The sequence below is a fragment of the Burkholderia sp. 3C genome, from assembly GCF_054589155.1.
This window is the reverse complement of record NZ_BAAILN010000044.1, coordinates 205,189-221,296: the sequence shown is the minus strand read 5'-3', so window position 1 is coordinate 221,296 and position 16,108 is coordinate 205,189. Positions and strand designations below refer to the sequence as shown.

Here is a 16,108-nt window from a genome sequence, read left to right as displayed (position 1 = left end):
ATTTGACAAACGATAGGAAATTAGGATGACGAAGCGAATTGCCATTGTGACCGGTGCCGGCAGCGGCGTGGGCCGGGCCGTTGCTACCGCACTGCTGCAGGACGGCTATGCCGTCGCGTTGGCCGGCCGCCGGCGCGACGCCCTGGAGGAGACCGCCAGCCTGGCCGGCGGCGAAAGCCTGGTGGTGCCGACCGACGTGTCCCGGCCCGATGAGGTGCAGGCGCTGTTCGACCAGGTCGCATCGACCCATGGCCGCCTCGACGTGCTGTTCAACAACGCAGGCACCGGCTCTCCCGCGACGAATTTCGGCGATGTCACGTTCGAGCAATGGACCAAGGTGATCGACGTGAACATCCACGGGATGTTCCTGTGTGCGAACGCCGCGTTCCGGATGATGCGAGATCAATCGCCGCGCGGCGGCCGGATCATCAACAACGGTTCGCTGTCGGCAACCGTCGCGCGCCCCGGCTCGGCGCCCTACACCACGTCCAAGCATGCGGTAACGGGGCTGACCAAGGTGATCGGGCTGGACGGCCGCAAGTTCGACATCGTCAGCTCGCAGGTCGACATCGGCAACGCCGCCACGCCGATGACGGCGCGCATGGCCAACGGCGTGCTGCAACCGAACGGCACCACCGCCGTCGAGCCCACGATGGATGCGGCGAACGTCGGCAACACGGTCTTGTTGATCGCCAACATGAGCCTGGATGCCAACGTGCCGTTCGTCACGGTGATGGCGTCGCAAATGCCGTCGTTCCTCGGCCGCGGCTGAGTCGAGCTTGAGTCGGGCGCGGCGGCGATGCCGCGTTCCGACATGACGTGACGTGATGGGCGCGACGAACCAGCCGCGAAAAAATCGAAATAAAAGTTAGGAGTGCAATGTTTCAGGCGATGTAACGACGATACGACAACTAGAAGGAGACAAGCAATGCGCAAGACAATCTGGATTTCGGCGTGTGCGTTCCTGATGGCCGATGGTGCGTATGCACAAAGCTCGGTGACGCTCTACGGCATCGTGGATAACGGCATCGGCTATCAGAGCAGCGCCACCACGCTCGGTTCCACCAGCGGTGGCCGTTCGCTCGTCAAGATGACGACCGGGGTGTTTGCCGCCGATCGCGTCGGCTTCAAGGGCAGCGAGGATCTTGGCGGCCAGACGCGGGCGATCTTTACGCTGGAGCAGGGGTTCAATGGCGCGAACGGCGCCGAGTCGACGGCCGGGCTCGCGTTCAACCGGCTCGCGTTCGTGGGCTTGACCAACCCCAGATACGGCACCCTTACGGCGGGGCGCGAATATTCGGCGTACTACACGATGCTGCAGCCGTACAGCCCGGAGCCGCGGCTGACCGGTTACTACGCGGCGCATCCCGGCGACATCGACGGCACCGATACCGATTATCACGAGAACAACGCGATCGTCTACACGTCGCCGAATTACCGCGGGCTGACCTTCAGCGGCGAGTATTCGTTCGGCGGGGTAGCGGGCAGCACCAACGCGGGCTCGGCCTGGAGTGCCGGCGCGCAGTACATCAACGGCCCGATCGGGATCGCGGCGGCGTTCTGGCGCATCAACAATGCAACGCCCGGCGGCGGTGCGTGGAGCCCGTCGTCGGCCACCTCGAACAACGGCGCGCAGATCGGCGTCTCGGCGATCAATGTCGGCTACCAGACCGCTCAGGCCCAGCAGCGGGTGGCCGTCGCGGGCGGCTATGCGTTCAATCAGGCGTGGGACGTGTCGTTCATGTATTCGAACACGCAGTACATCCCCGGCACGCATTCGTCATTCACCGATACCGCCATCTTCAACACGGTCGGTGCGGTGCTTCACTACAAGCCGTCGGCCGTGGTGGATCTGACAGCGGGCTATGCCTACACGCGCGCGACCGCGGCCAATCGCATCGCGTCCGCCGCGCGATATCAGCAGATCAATTTCTCCGAGGTCTACCAGTTGTCGGTACGCACCTCGCTGTACGCGCTGGAGGGATTCCAGCGTGCGAGCGGCCAGACGCTCGGCATCAACGGCGCGGGCGACATCGTCAATGCGGTCGCGTCGATCGGCGACGGTGCCAACGCCCAGCCAGCGTCGTCGCGCAGCCAGATCGTGGCCGGCGTCGGGTTGATGCACCGGTTCTGATTCAAGCGGATAGTTCAAGGACATTCTCATGAAGATCATCAGTTTCAAGCGCGCAGGAATCGAATCATTCGGTGTACTGACAGAATCGGGCATCATCGACATGGCGCCGCACGCATCGAAGGTGGGCGCGACGCTCAGGCAGGCGCTGTTGCGTGGCAGCCTCGCCGAAATCGGCGAGATCGCCGCGCGTTCGCAGGCCGATTTCGGCATCGGCGACATCGCGTTTCTTCCCGTGATTCCCGATCCGCAAAAGATCCTGTGCATCGGCATCAACTACGTCGCGCACGTGAGGGAAACGGGCAGGGAGATTCCCGACAAGCCGACCATCTTCACCCGTTTCGCCGATTCGCAAACGGCGCACAACGCGGCGATCGTGCGCCCGCGCGCTTCGGAAAAGCTCGATTACGAGGGCGAGCTGGCGGTGGTGATCGGCCGCCCAGCACGGCATGTCAGTGCGAAAACGGCGCTCGATTACGTCGCGGGCTATGCCTGCTACAACGACGGCAGCGTACGCGACTGGCAGCGCCATGCCAGCCAACTGACGCCCGGCAAGAATTTTCCGGGTACCGGCGGCTTCGGCCCGTGGCTCGTGACGGCCGACGAACTGGGCGACCCGTCGGCGCTGACCGTGACGACGCGACTGAACGATGCGGTCGTCCAGCACGCGCCGACCGACGATCTGATCTTCGACATTCCTGCACTGATCGAATACATCAGCACCTTTACGCCGCTCGCGCCGGGCGACGTGATCGTCACCGGCACGACCGGCGGCGTCGGTGCGTACCGCCAGCCGCCGCTGTGGATGAAACCGGGCGACGTCGTCGAGGTCGAGATCTCGAAGATCGGCATCCTGCGCAACACGATCGTCGACGAGCCGATCTGAGCGCGCCATGCCCGTGCCGGATGGCATGGGTGCGGAGCGTGTGCGGAGCGGCATCCGTCGTGCGGGGCGATCCCATGTGCCACCGGCGTTGCGCACCTGCGTGCGAGGGTGGCGAGGGAAAAGGAGAGTGACTGTGTTCGATCTGACCCAACTGCGCTGTTTCGTGACGGTGGCCGAGGAGTTGCATTTCGGCCGCGCCGCGCTGCGGCTGCACATGACGCAGCCTCCGCTCAGTCGGCATATTCAACTGATCGAGCATGAGATCGGCACGGCGCTGTTCAACCGGACGAACCGGACCGTGAGCCTGACCTGTGCGGGGCGCAGCCTGCTCCCGGAGGCGCGAACGATCCTGCGGCTCGCCGAACGGGCGCGTTCGGCGGCGCTGCGCACCGGCTTGGGTGAGGCGGGCCGCATCACGATCGGTTTTACCGCCACCGCCGGTTACGAATTCCTGCCGGAGATGCTGGGGTGCCTGCGGCTCGGCTTGCCGGATGTCGATCTCGAGCTGCGCGAGATGGTCAGCCGCGCGCAAGTGGATGCCCTCGACAACGGCCAGCTCGACATCGGCCTGCTGCGGCAGTTGCCCGCCGATCACGACGACATGCGAAGCCTTTGCGTCGCGCGCGAATCGCTGGTGGCGGCGTTGCCGCTCGATCATCCGCTCGCCCGGCGCGACGCGCTGCATCTGCGCGATTTCGACGGGCGGACGATGGTGATGTATGCGCCCGACGATGCGAAGTATTTCCACGATCTCGTTCGTCACGTGTTCGCGCATATCGGTGCAATGCCTGTCTATCGTCAGCATGTGAGCCAGGTCCTGTCGATGCTGGCCGTGGTGCGATCCGGCCTGGGCGCCGCGCTGGTGCCGGAAACGGCGAGCCATCTGTCGTACGAGGGCGTCGTGTTTCGCGAGGTCGCCGGTATCGACCCGGTCCGGTCGGTGGAGCTGCATCTCGCATGGAAGGCGGGGAACGACAACCCGGCGCTCCACAAGGCGATGCCGTTGATCAGGCGGATCGATTTGCGCACGCAGCCTGTTGCGTTGCAGGCCTGAAGGTGTGAGCGGCCGTTGCGCGACGCCGGTAGCCGGTGTGCTGTCGCGTGTTGCGCGCCTTTGTGCTGAACGTATCGATGGGAGGATTCAATGAAGCGATTGGCATCGGTCATGGCCTGGGCCGTGATGGCGTGCGCTCCGGCGGCCCACGCGCAGTTCGTCGACACACCCGTGCTCACGCTGGCCGGTGCGCAGGGGCTGGTCGACGCCGCGTTGGCCTATGCGCACGATCACCATTGGCGCCAGTCGATCGCGGTGATCGACGCCGGGGGCAACCTGATGTGCTTCGTGCGCATGGACGACGCGCAACTGGCCGGCGTGAAGATGGCGCTGGGCAAGGCGAAAACGGCGCTGCTGTTCCAGGAGCCGAGCAAGGGCTTTGCCGACCGGGTCGCGGCGGGCCGCCTGAATGTGCTTGCGCTGCCCGACATGGTGCCCGCCGACGGCGGCTTGCTGCTCGTTCACGACGGCAGGATCGTCGGCGCGATCGGCGTCAGCGGCGCGGCGCCCGAGCAGGATGGGCAGACCGCGGCGAACGCGGCGGCGTCGTTGCGATAGGGCGCGCGGTGCGGTGCGCGTACCGCATGAGGCCGGGTTGCCGCCGGCTGCGCGGTGGGAACCCTTTGCGCGTGCCGCGCCATCGGTGGATGCCGGCATCCGACGCGAAATTGTGATGCATCGCGTGCCGGCGAACGTGAGCGCGGGCAACGACCCGCATCGAAACAACAAGACTGGAGACACACGATGTTGAAGAAATGGTCGAGACTCGATCTGCAACCGGCCGCGCCGCCCTGTGGCTGCGGCTTGCCCCATCCTCATTCCCATTCCGGTGCGAGCCGGCGCGGCTTCCTGGGCGCGGCGGCGGCGCTCGGCGTGGGGCTCGCGCTGGGCCGTAACGCCTGGGCACAGCCGGCGCAGGCGTTGCGCATCATCGACGTGCATCACCACTACACGTCGCCGGCGCTGCTGGCGATGATGCGGGGGCGGCGCACTCATCAGGCCTTCAACGAAGGCTGGACCGTGCAGAAATCGCTCGATGCGATGGATGCCGGCGGCGTCCGGATGGCGATTGTCTCCACCAGCGATCCCGGCATCTTCTTCGGCGATTTCGATCAGGCCAAGGCGCTCGCCCGCGATTGCAACGAGTTTCAGGCGCGCATGGCGGTCGATCACCCGGGCCGCTTCGGCATGTTCACCACGTTGCCGCTTCCCGATATCGACGCGACGCTTGCCGAGATCGCGTATGGCCTCGATACCCTGAAGGCGCAGGGCGTGGGCATGATGACGAGCTACGGCGACAAGTATCTGGGCGATCCGGTCTTCACGCCCGTGATGGAGGAATTGAACCGGCGCCGCGCGACGGTGTTCGTCCATCCGCTTCAGCCGGCATGCTGCACGAACGTGGTGCCCAAGGTGCCGGATGTCGTGGTCGAGTACGGCACGGAGACGTCGCGCACGGTCGCGAGCTTGCTGATGAATCACGTGACCATTCGTTATCCGAACATTCGTTTCATCTTTTCGCACGGTGGCGGTGACGTACCGTATCTGACGTTTCGATTCGCGCGCATGGTCTCGGGCGATCCGGAGTTGATGAAAGCGGAGCCGGCCGGTGCCGTCGCGTTGATTCGGAAGCTCTACTTCGATACGGCTCAGGCGTGGAATCAGTACACGCTGCCGTCCTTGATGGCGTTGATGCCGAGCGATCGCATCCTGTTCGGCTCGGATTTCCCGGCGGCGTCGCCGCTGGATACGGCGAACGGGCTGAAGGCGTCGAACATGAGCGCGGCGCAATTCGAGAAGATCGGATGGGAGAATGCCTTGGGCATTCTTGCCAATGTCAAAGCCTGAGTGGCTTTGGCCCGGGTTCGCGGCGTTGATCGGCATCGCCATTGCCGCTGCGCGGAAAGGGGGGCACCAAACGCTCGCTGCACGCATCGGCCTGGACGAGGCGGGGGGAACGCCGATAAGCGAGCGGCCCTATCACGGGCGCTCCAATTCCGAGGTGCGCCAAAAGCGGCCATCCACGGAGTAAGGCCCGCCCCCATGCGAAGCGACATATAAAGCCAGCATGCCCATCAGCACGGGATACTCGATGCCTCGGTCGAGCCAGGGCCAGGTCGGGCCGAGCGAAAAGCAAATCCCGATCATTTCGGCGCAGAACAGCAGGGCAACGATGCGGGTATGGAAGCCAACGGCGAGCGCCAGCGCGCCCGCGGTTTCCAGCAGCATGACCAGATAGGCGATCTGCGGTGCAAACGGCAAGCCGAGAACGTGCTGAATCAGGTGGATCGACGCGGCCATCGGATCATTCATGGCGCCATGCGAAATGTGGAGCGCCTTCGGCAATCCATGCGTGAACAGAATCAGGCCGAATGCCGCCCGCAGGAGTGCGTAGGTTTGCGCCTCAACCCTTCCGTAACGGCGATCCGGATGAACGTTTTCTCTGGAGAGGGAAGGGGAGGTTGGCTTCATGATCCGCCTGTCTTGTATTGGCCGATTGAAATTGCCGATGAATTATTTTAATTTCGCGATGGCCAGTCAAGGTTGGCGAATGGAGAACTGAATTCAACCGCGCTCAATAATTGATTCGGTATTCTATCTTTTATCCAACTCTGCGAAAAATGCCGCCAGCGACGGGCGGCAAGATGCGCTGGCTGCTATTCGGCCGAGAACCGGGCCAGCAGCAGCCCGTTGATGACAAAAAACGCCGTATGCGCAAAGGCGAAATAGATCATGCCCGGCACGGAAATCACGCGGCTTCCGGCAATGCCCTGCCCGATGGAGGGGAGAATGATCAGCGAATTGGCGAGCCACAGCGCGGCCGCATAAAGAAGGCTCTTGAGAATTGGCCGTGCCGCCGGCCTGGCATTGATTCCTGCGTAGACGATCGCCATTCCAATGCCGACGGCAATGTGAAAAGCTTGCTGAAAGAGCCAATTCCTCGCCAATCCGTTCCCAGGAATGTGCAGCGTCCGATTCAATAAGGTAAGCAAACCGCCGCGCGCTGTTACGAGGCCATACTTGTCGGCGATCGCCAATAGCGCAACGTTGATCAGTATCGCGATGGTGCCGGCGGCGATGGCGGGAGCGAGTGATCGACGAATATCAAAGCGGGCTGAGGGCATGGCGCGAACCTTTCACGGTGTGGGGCGCGGCCGATCGGACACGCTCGCTGGGTTAACACCGGCGGCTGCGCTTTATTCCGACAAATGTGCTGCCTTGACGATGCCGCCCACGGCCGCGATGCGCACCGACTCGGCCGACGCCGTCGCTTCCAATCGGAAAATGAGTCGCCTGATGTCCTGCGCCATTCTCAGGCGACGTAAAACACCCCAGCCTGATGGTCACGACACGTTCCTGCCTAATCGCGATAAAAAATGATTTGATGCCGCGATTCGGAAAAGCGGCTTGTATCGCTGTCGCGAAGTTTTCAATTCTTGCGATGAAAATTCGACGACACGATGTGAAGTGCCCGGTAATGCGCGGATAGAATGTCGCCTCCTGCCGGGGGCGGGAGCCCGGGACCACGGGCTTGTATATAAAGCGCATAAAAAAATGAACGTCGGTTCCCGCCATGCCGCGCCTGAGTCGGCGCACAGCTTCGCCTTGAAGTACCGCCCTGACATCGACGGATTGCGTGCGGTGGCCGTCACACTGGTCGTACTGTTCCACGCGTTTCCGTCCGCACTGAAAGGCGGCTTCGTGGGCGTCGATATCTTCTTCGTCATCTCGGGCTTCCTGATCGGCAACATCATTCTGTCCGAATTGGCCGCTGGCTCGTTCAGCCTGGCCGATTTCTATGCGCGGCGCGTAAAGAGAATCTTCCCGGCCTTGCTGTTGATCCTGATAGGGTGTTTCGCGTTCGGCTGGTTCGAGTTGCTGGCCGACGACTTCAAGCTGCTCGGTGCGCAGATCGCCGGCGGTGCAGCCTTCATCTCGAACTTTGTCCTCTGGCACCAGGCTGGCTACTTCGACACGCTGTCGGAGAAAAAGCCGCTCCTGCACCTTTGGTCGCTGGCGATCGAGGAACAGTTCTATCTGGTATGGCCGCTGATCCTGATGCTGATTCACCGGCTGCGTCGCAGCGCCGGCCTGGCGATTGCCGCGGTTTGGGTGCTGTCGTTCGGATATAACGTCTTGACCGTGCAGCATGACGGTGTCGCGGCGTTCTACTCGCCTCTGAGCCGCTTCTGGGAACTGATGACGGGCTGCGCCCTGGCGTGGCTCGCGGCCGATGGCCAAGGCCGGCTCATGCGTTCCAACGAGCTTGCATCGTGGTCGGGCGCAGCGCTGATCGGTGCTGCCGTGCTGCTGCTCGACGATGCGAAGCCGTTTCCCGGCTGGTGGGCGCTCTTGCCGACACTCGGCGCGGCCCTGGTGATCGCCGGTGGCCCGTCCACGGTGCTCAACCGCGGCCTGTCGCGCCGCGCCGTCGTCTGGGTAGGTCTGATCAGCTATCCGCTGTACCTCTGGCACTGGCCGCTGCTGGCCTTCGCTCGCATCATGGCAGCCGGTGTGCCGTCGTGGCCGTTGCGCGCCGGCATGGTGGTGCTGGCCGTCGTGCTCGCGGCATTGACCACGTTCGCCATCGAGCGTCCGATTCGTCGCATGAAGTTGCGCTGTGCGTGGCATGTACTGGTGCTCTGCGTGCTGATCGCCGGTATCGGCGTGGCGGGTTATCTGGCGTACAAACGTGACGGCATGGGCTTCCGAATGTCCACCATGGCAAACCGGTTCACCTCGACGGATTTCGACATGAAGACGGCGTGGCGCGAGCATTCGTGTTTCCTCGAGGGCGACGACAAGAGCGTATTCCCTGCAGCATGCGACGGACACGGCAAGGGGCCGCTCGTGGCGCTCTGGGGCGATTCCTTCGCTGCCGCTCTTTATCCGGGCCTGGTTGACCTCCAGCGGCACTATCGATACCAACTGGCCCAATACACTGCGTCCGGTTGCCCGCCATTGCTGCCCGGCGACGCCGATCACGCGCGTTGCGCCGAGGTGCACAAGCTGTCGATCGAGGCGATCCGGCGCGGCAAGCCTGACCTTGTGATCCTCGACGCAAACTGGACCGCGTCGGATCTGTTGAAGATTCCGGCCACGGTTACCGTGCTGCGCGCGGCCGGCGTGCGCCATATCGTCCTGGTGGGCGCGGTGCCGCATTGGCAGGACTCGCTGCCGAACGTCTATTGGGCCTATTGGCGCGCAAACGGGCACGCGATATTGCCGGCGCGCTCGAAGTTCGCCCTGCAGCCGAACTTCGACATCGTGAATGCGCAGGTACGTGCGGTGGCGGCCGAGACGGGTGTCGGTTTCGCCGACTCGTTCGACGCGCTGTGCAACGAGCGGGGCTGCTACACCCGCGTCGGGGAGGGGAAGGGAGAGATCTCGGCCTTCGACACCGGGCACCTGGCGCCGGGTGGCGCGGTGATGATGGTCAACGCACTCGCCGAGCAACTGTCGATTCCGTCGATCGCGGCAACGATTACACCGGGTGGCGCGCAATCTTCGAGAGGCTGACAGTCAGGCGAGGATAACGTCGAACTGCAACAATACGCGGGCTCGCATCAATGCGATTGATTCATGCGGAGTCGGCATGCATTTCCGAGAAACTGGCGGTCTCGGCGTGCTCTGGAAGCAATCGGAAAGCCTCGGTCGTTCACTCATCCTGGCAATCGACGAGGGCCGTTCGCGGCAATACATGACAAGGAAAACCTTGAAGCTGATCACCATGCTCGGCGCGCTTGCAATCGTGTCCGCGACGACCGCGGCACATGCCGAGAGTCTTGCGGCGATCACCGGACTTAACGACGACTATTTACGATATGTAGGCAGCGTCGGTGGAACAAACCTCGTATCCGATTTGGGTCGACTACGCTGCAGTCGATTTGGACTGGGTGCTCCTGAAGACCTGAATCTGGTGACATCTTTCTCGCTGGGGTCGGACGACGATGCAACCAGTGCGATCAGCGTCAAAACCGCGCCGTTTTCTCGTCCCAGGTCGCCGATGGCTTTGCCTCGCTGCTGACCACAAGGCGAGATCGGCGCGATAGGCAGGCACCTTGGCGATGTCATCCGCATGCGCTGCCGGAGCGACACGCCCAATCCTGAGCGGATCGTCGCTGCATAGATTGGGCAATCCCACACCATGATTATGTATTGGCTAACAAATAGCTTTCGAGATGCGCGTTTCGATCGAAGCGTCCGCGCGATTGAACCGATATATGCCGGCGCCAAAACGAGACTATCGGGACAGATCAATTCGTCTAGGGAGAAAACCAGAAAACGTTTGCGGGAATTCCAATATGTGGTTTTAAAAAACCAATCAATCCGTATCCGTTGGAATTAAGCCCCAATCGACGCATGAACGAAGAAATACTGCGTAAGATTTGGTGAATCAAGTTAAAATCCGCGCCGTTTCATCGATGCGTCGCCGCGCCGGTCCGCCCGGACAATCCGCAGGCGGGACGCGGCCGCAGCGTCGTTCGACGCCGTGGCAACGGCAGCCTGTCGCAGCGATTTCCCGCTTCGAACACTCGCGAACCCAGAATGACATTGCGCTTTCATGCGCGGTGCAATCCGAAGACTTGCATGCGAAATCAAACCGACCTGTCGGGCGCTGCATTGTGCGCGCCCAGGCGGCAGTGGAACGCGCAACGCCGCGCCGTGTCGCGTGCGTTGTGTATCGGCCTGTCGTGGCTGCTCATTGGTGCGATCAATGCGCCCACTCGGGCGGTCGCCCAGTCGGCCCCCGCGCGAGCCGAAATGCCGGCAGCCGCGCAGCCGCTCCCGGCCGCCGGTGATACGGCCACCACCCACCGCCCCAATCTGGCCTTCTACTTCGCCGCCAATCCGCCGGTCGACGCCTTGCAGGCCTTCGACGCGGTAGTGGTGGACCCCGCGCGCGGTTTCGATCCGCAGGCCCATCCGCTCGCGCACACCTTGTGGATGGCGCGCACCACGGCCGAGGCCGGCGAAGCGCCGGCCCAGTTCGTGGCACGCGCCATCGAGCCGTTGTGGCAGCGCGGCTATCGCGGCTTTCTGCTCGACTCGCCGGAGGCGCTCGCCGCCGTCGCCGCGATTCGCGCGGCGCACCCCGACGCGCGGCTCGTCGCCGGCGGCCCGGATGCCTTGCAGGCCGCCATGCCGGTCGCGCGGGAACTCTACGCGGTGGTGGGCGATTCGCTGGTGCATGGCCTGAACGAGACGGGCACGTTCCCGCTCGATGTGCCGCCCGCGCTGCGCGACAGCCGCGCGGCCGCCGCCCGCGCGTTCACCGCGCAAACCGGGGTGCCGGTGGTGTCGATCGAATCCTGCGCGCGCACCGATCGCAACTGCGCGCGCCAGACCGCTGAAACGGTGCTGGCGCTCGGCGTCGAGCCGTACGCGACGAGCCCCGCGCGCGACATCGTGGGCATCGGCGCGATCGAGGTGCTGCCGCGCAAGATTCTGGTGGTGCAGGATCACAACCCGAAGCAGCCGCTCGACGGCAGCATCGGCGTGCGCGATCTCGCGACGCCGCTGAACTATCTCGGCTACGACGTGCAATACGCGGATTTCGCCTCCGGCCTGCCGAACGACATCACACCCGACCGTTACGCGGGCGTGGTGGTGTGGCTGCAGGGCACGGGCGTGCCGAACACGCGCGCCTGGGAGCGCTGGATCGCCGCGCGCGTGGTCGACCATGTGCCGGTGGCGTTCCTCGACCAGCTCGGCTTCGATCCGGCCGGCCCGCTCGGGGCCGGGCTGGGCTTGCAGACGGTGGCCGGGCCGTTCTCGGGGCCGGTGAACGTGATCGCCCGCGATCCGATGATCGGTTTCGAAATCAATCCTCGCAACGACCCGCGCGACTTGCTCGGCGTGCACGTCGGCGCGACGGGCCATGCGTTGCTGCGCCTCGGCGTGAACGGCGGCGAACTGGACCCGGTGGCGATCCTGCCGTGGGGCGGCTACGCGCTCGCGCCATACACGGTGGTGTCGCTCGACGGTGTGGAGATGGAGCGCTGGGCGATCCAGCCGATGTCGTTCCTGACGGCCGCGCTGCGGCTGCCGGCGCTGCCGTCGCCGAGCGTGACCACCGAAAACGGCCGCCGCCTGCTGATGACGCACGTGGATGGCGACGGTTTCGCGTCGCGCACCGAGTTTCCCGGCCCGGACTATTCGGGCGAGGCGCTCTACGAGCAGATTTTCTCGCGCTACAAGATTCCGATGACGCTGTCGGTGATCGAGGGCGAGGTGGGCCCGGCGGGGCTGTATCCGAAGATTTCGCCACGGCTCGAGGAGATCGCGCGCAAGATGTTCGCGCTGCCGTGGGTCGAGATCGGTACGCACACCTACTCGCACCCGTTCCAGTGGGAAGACGTGGACGGCAGCACCGGCGCGAAGGTCGATCGCGGCGGCGGCGATGCGGCGTTCTCGCTGAACATCCCGGGCTACAAGTTCAATATCGACCGCGAGATCACCGGCTCGATCGACTACATCAACGCGAAGCTCGCGCCGCAGGACAAGAAGGTGGTGGTGCTGCAATGGTCGGGCGACTGCCAGCCGCCCGGCATCGTGGTGCGCAAGGTGTACGAGGCCGGCGTCTACAACTTCAACGGCGGCGACACGGTGATCACGCGCTCGCAGCCGACCTGGACGGCGATCGCGCCGATCGGCGTCGACAAGGGGCCGAACGCGTATCAGGTCTACGCGCCGAACCAGGACGAGAACGTCTACACCAACGATTGGCAAGGCCCGTTCTACGGCTTCGACCGCGTGCTCGAAACCTTCTCGATGACCGACAGCCCGCTGCGCTTCAAGCCGATTGACATCTATTACCACATGTACAGCGGCACCAAGGTGGCGTCGCTGCGCTCGCTCGACAAGATTTTCGCGGCCGTGCTGAAGCAGCCGCTGTTGCCGGTGCACGTGACCGACTACATCCGCAAGGTGCTCGACTGGCACACCTTCGCGGTGGCGCGCCAGACCGGCACGCGCGACGGCTGGCTGGTGCGCGGGAACGGCATGGTGCGCGAGCTGCACTGGGCCGGCAGCGAGGTGCCCGACCTCGCGCACGCCTCGGGCGTGACCGGCTATGCGCCAGGCCCCGACGGCAACTACCTCCACATCGACGACGGCGCCGCGCGCTTCACGCTCGCGCCGGCCGCCGCAGCCGCAGCGCCGCAGCGCCCCTACATCGCGGTGGCCAACGGCTTCGTGCGCCACTTCCGGGTGACGCCGCACGGCCTGGCGTTCGAATTCGGCGGCTACTACCAGCCGTTCGTCGAACTGGCGAACGCGCAGCGTTGCAGCGTGCGGGTCGCCGGCCAGCCGGTCGCGACACACGCGGACGGCGCGCTGCTGCGCTTCGACACGACCGGCGTGGCCGGTTCGCGCGTCACGTATCAAGCCGTCGAGATCGATTGTGGCCGCTGACCGCCCGCGCATCGCCCCGCCGTGGCTCGTGCTGCTGCTGGCGGCGGGGGCGGTGGCGATCCTCTATACGGCGTGGCCGCGCGAAGCGCTGCGCGAGCGGATCGCCTCGACTACCGGCCCGAGCGAACTGGGCGTGGCGTATCAGGAGGCGTGGCTGCGCGTGCAGCCCGACAACGTCGAGCTGCTCAAGACGCTCGGCGAGCAATACCAGCAACTGGGCCGTCGTGAGGATGCCGAACGGATCGCCACGCGCATGGACGCCCAGCCCGACGCGCGCCTGCATCGCGCGGCCACGCTGCTGCGCCTGAACGTGGACGAGCAGCAGGCGTTCGCGTTCCCGCCCGGCGATCCGCGCCGCGCCAGCGCGATCGCCTCGCTGCGGGCCCGGCTCGCGGCGGTGGCGGGCGATGCCTGGGACACCGACGATCTCACCGTGCTGGCCCGCAACGCGGCGGCGCTCGACCTGCCGGCGCTGGCCGCGCAGTTCTACGAGCGCCTGGTGCGACAGGACGCGCCGAACCGTCGGCGCTGGAATGCCGAGGTCGCGAAATACGGCTTGTGGGGCGGCGATTACCGGCGCGCGGCGGCGGCGTGGTTCAGCCTGCAGGCCGATGCGACGACGCGCGCCGAACAGCGGCGCTGCTTCATCGCGGGCGTGGCCGCGCTGCGCGCCGGCAATCATCTGGACGAGGCGCTGGCCGCCGCTCAAGCGCATCTCGGCGGGCTGGCCGACGATCGCGACACGTTGATCGTGCTGCTCAATCTGGCTCGGGCCGCGCAGCGTCCCGATCTCGTCGATCAATACGCGAAGACGCTGCTCGGCTTGTCCACGCAGCAAATGGGCCGTGTGGACGTGGGCCGGATCGAGCGCGCCGCGCTGCGGGTTGCGTCGATGCCAGCGCCGCGCCGTGTGCACGCGGCGGCGTTCCTCTACATGGACGGCCCGGTCGGCGAGGGCTGGCCGCGTGCGCGGCGTATCGCGACGCGGGCGGGCGAGGTGCGGATCGTGCGGGTTGCCGCTACGACGGGGCAGGCACCGGCCGACGGCGGTGCCACCACCGCACCCGCCGCCAGCCGCGCCTCCGACGATCTGCCGAGCCTGCTCTACCAGTCGTTCCTCGAATCGAACGATCTCGCCAACGCGCAGAAGGTCGCCACCGACCAGGTGGCGAAGAATCCGCATTCGGCGCTGTGGCTCAAGCGTCTCGCGCAGATCGCCGAATGGAACAACGCGCCGCTGCTCGCGCTGCATACGTGGCTCGGCTACGCGCAGGCGTCGAACGATCCGTCCGGCTGGTCCAACGTGCTGCGCCTCGCGCCGATGCTGCACGACGATGCGAGCTACGTCGTGGCGCTCGTGCATGCGTCGGATGCGTCGCCGAACGACATGCGGCTGGTCGATACCACCACGGCCACCTTCGAACGGCTCGGCCGGCCCGAGGACGCGCTGGCCTTCCTGCACGCGCGCCTGCGCACCGCCGGCAGCCACGCGCTCGACGAACGCATGGCGCTGCTCGCCGAGCGCGCCGGCCACGATGACGAGGCGCTCGGCATCTGGCGCAAGCTGCAACAGGCGGAACCGGGCAACACGTCCTACGCGCTGCACGGCGCGAGCATCCTGTATCGCCAGGGCCAGTACGCCCCGGCGCTCGCGATGCTGCAGGCCGCGCAGCCGGGCGCGGCCGATACCGATACGCAGTTCTGGCGCAACGAGGCGCAGCTCGCGCGCCTGTTGCAACAGGACGGCGTCGCCGACGCGGCCTACCGGCACCTGCTGGCCAGCGGCGTGGCGACCCCGGACGACCTGAGCGCGATGACGTACTTCTACGATCCGTACCCGCTCGACGCGGGGCGGACCTCGCAGCTTCAGTTCGAGCGCGATCACACGATGCGCGCGTTGCAGGAAGCGATCTACTACTACACGCTGGCGCGCGCGATGGATCGCGTCGATGCGCTGCTCAAGGGCCTCTCGCCCGAGGATCGTGCGCGGGCCGAACAATCGCCGGGCGTGCTCGGCGCGCGCGCGGAGTTTTACCGCGAGACCGGCGCGCCGCTGGCCGCGCTCGCCGACCTGCGCCGCGCGGTCGATCTGCCGGGCGCGACCGACGACGTGCGCGCCGCGCTGATCTGGACGCTGGTGGATTACGGCAGCGACGCCGAGCTGCGCAACATGATGGTTGCGTGGCGCTCGCGCGCGTTGCAGGACAGCGCGCTGTGGGGGCCGTTCGCGGCGGCCGAGATGCGCATGAACCGGCCGGCCGCCGCGCTCGATCTGCTGCGGCGGCAGGGCGCGTCGATGTCGCGCGATCCGCTGTGGCTGCTCACGCTCGCCGAAGCGCACGAGGATGCCGGCGACCCGGATCTGGCGTGGTCGATCCGCCGCAAGGTCTGGCTGCAGATGGCGCAGGACGTGAAGGCCGAGACGGCGGGCGGCAGCGCGGCGCGTGCGCTGCGGGCACGCCGCGCGGGGCAGGATGTCGAGCGGCGCGACGAGCTGCGGGGCCGCCGCGTGCTGCTGGCCGACATCTTCGAGAACGGCGACGCGGCGGCGGCCTTGCTCGGCCAGTTGCTGAAAGACGACGGCGGCACCGACACCATGGCCGCGACGCGCCGCACGCTG

Annotated in this window: 12 protein-coding genes; 10 read left to right on the top strand and 2 right to left on the bottom strand. The window is 65.6% G+C overall.

Features of this window, described 5'->3' with window-relative positions:
• Window positions 1-25: 25 nt before the first annotated feature.
• From ACYP33_RS07390 to ACYP33_RS07365, 6 genes are all read left to right on the top strand, one after another.
• Window positions 26-772 carry an SDR family oxidoreductase gene (locus tag ACYP33_RS07390; protein WP_414450002.1) on the top strand — a complete coding sequence of 249 codons (747 nt, stop codon included), beginning with the start codon at window positions 26-28 and terminating at the stop codon, window positions 770-772.
• 156 nt (window positions 773-928) lie between these two features.
• Window positions 929-2,134 (top strand): porin, encoded by a 1,206-nt coding sequence (locus ACYP33_RS07385; RefSeq protein ID WP_459620712.1) that lies wholly within the window; start codon window positions 929-931, stop codon window positions 2,132-2,134.
• Window positions 2,135-2,162: 28 nt separating this feature from the next.
• Window positions 2,163-3,017 (top strand): fumarylacetoacetate hydrolase family protein, encoded by an 855-nt coding sequence (locus tag ACYP33_RS07380; RefSeq protein ID WP_459620710.1) that lies wholly within the window; start codon window positions 2,163-2,165, stop codon window positions 3,015-3,017.
• A 133-nt stretch (window positions 3,018-3,150) separates the two neighbouring features.
• Window positions 3,151-4,071 carry a LysR substrate-binding domain-containing protein gene (locus tag ACYP33_RS07375; protein ID WP_459620708.1) on the top strand — a complete coding sequence of 307 codons (921 nt, stop codon included), beginning with the start codon at window positions 3,151-3,153 and terminating at the stop codon, window positions 4,069-4,071.
• 90 nt (window positions 4,072-4,161) lie between these two features.
• The gene (locus ACYP33_RS07370) at window positions 4,162-4,629 is read left to right on the top strand and encodes a GlcG/HbpS family heme-binding protein (RefSeq protein ID WP_459620706.1); all 468 of its coding nucleotides are present in this window, start codon (window positions 4,162-4,164) and stop codon (window positions 4,627-4,629) included.
• A 186-nt stretch (window positions 4,630-4,815) separates the two neighbouring features.
• Window positions 4,816-5,919, top strand: coding sequence for an amidohydrolase family protein (locus tag ACYP33_RS07365; RefSeq protein WP_459620704.1), 1,104 nt, complete (start codon window positions 4,816-4,818; stop codon window positions 5,917-5,919).
• Window positions 5,920-6,051: 132 nt separating this feature from the next.
• Here ACYP33_RS07365 and ACYP33_RS07360 read toward each other — a convergent pair whose 3' ends face one another.
• Both ACYP33_RS07360 and ACYP33_RS07355 read right to left on the bottom strand, forming a co-directional pair.
• On the bottom strand, window positions 6,052-6,543 hold the full coding sequence (locus tag ACYP33_RS07360) for a DoxX family protein (protein ID WP_414449996.1): 492 nt from the start codon (window positions 6,541-6,543) through the stop codon (window positions 6,052-6,054).
• A 185-nt stretch (window positions 6,544-6,728) separates the two neighbouring features.
• The gene (locus ACYP33_RS07355; RefSeq protein WP_459620701.1) at window positions 6,729-7,196 is read right to left on the bottom strand and encodes a hypothetical protein; all 468 of its coding nucleotides are present in this window, start codon (window positions 7,194-7,196) and stop codon (window positions 6,729-6,731) included.
• 430 nt (window positions 7,197-7,626) lie between these two features.
• Between ACYP33_RS07355 and ACYP33_RS07350 the strand changes: the two genes are divergently transcribed.
• The 4 genes from ACYP33_RS07350 to ACYP33_RS07335 all read left to right on the top strand — a co-directional run.
• Complete coding sequence (locus ACYP33_RS07350; RefSeq protein ID WP_459620699.1) at window positions 7,627-9,591, top strand: acyltransferase family protein; 1,965 nt, start codon at window positions 7,627-7,629, stop codon at window positions 9,589-9,591.
• Window positions 9,592-9,667: 76 nt separating this feature from the next.
• Window positions 9,668-10,099 (top strand): hypothetical protein, encoded by a 432-nt coding sequence (locus tag ACYP33_RS07345; protein ID WP_459620698.1) that lies wholly within the window; start codon window positions 9,668-9,670, stop codon window positions 10,097-10,099.
• Window positions 10,100-10,662: 563 nt separating this feature from the next.
• Window positions 10,663-13,488, top strand: a complete 2,826-nt coding sequence (locus ACYP33_RS07340) for a sugar ABC transporter (protein WP_459620697.1) — start codon at window positions 10,663-10,665, stop codon at window positions 13,486-13,488.
• On the top strand, window positions 13,478-16,108 hold a 2,631-nt coding region (locus ACYP33_RS07335), incomplete at its 3' end, for a tetratricopeptide repeat protein (RefSeq protein ID WP_459620695.1). The genes ACYP33_RS07340 and ACYP33_RS07335, both read left to right, overlap by 11 nt.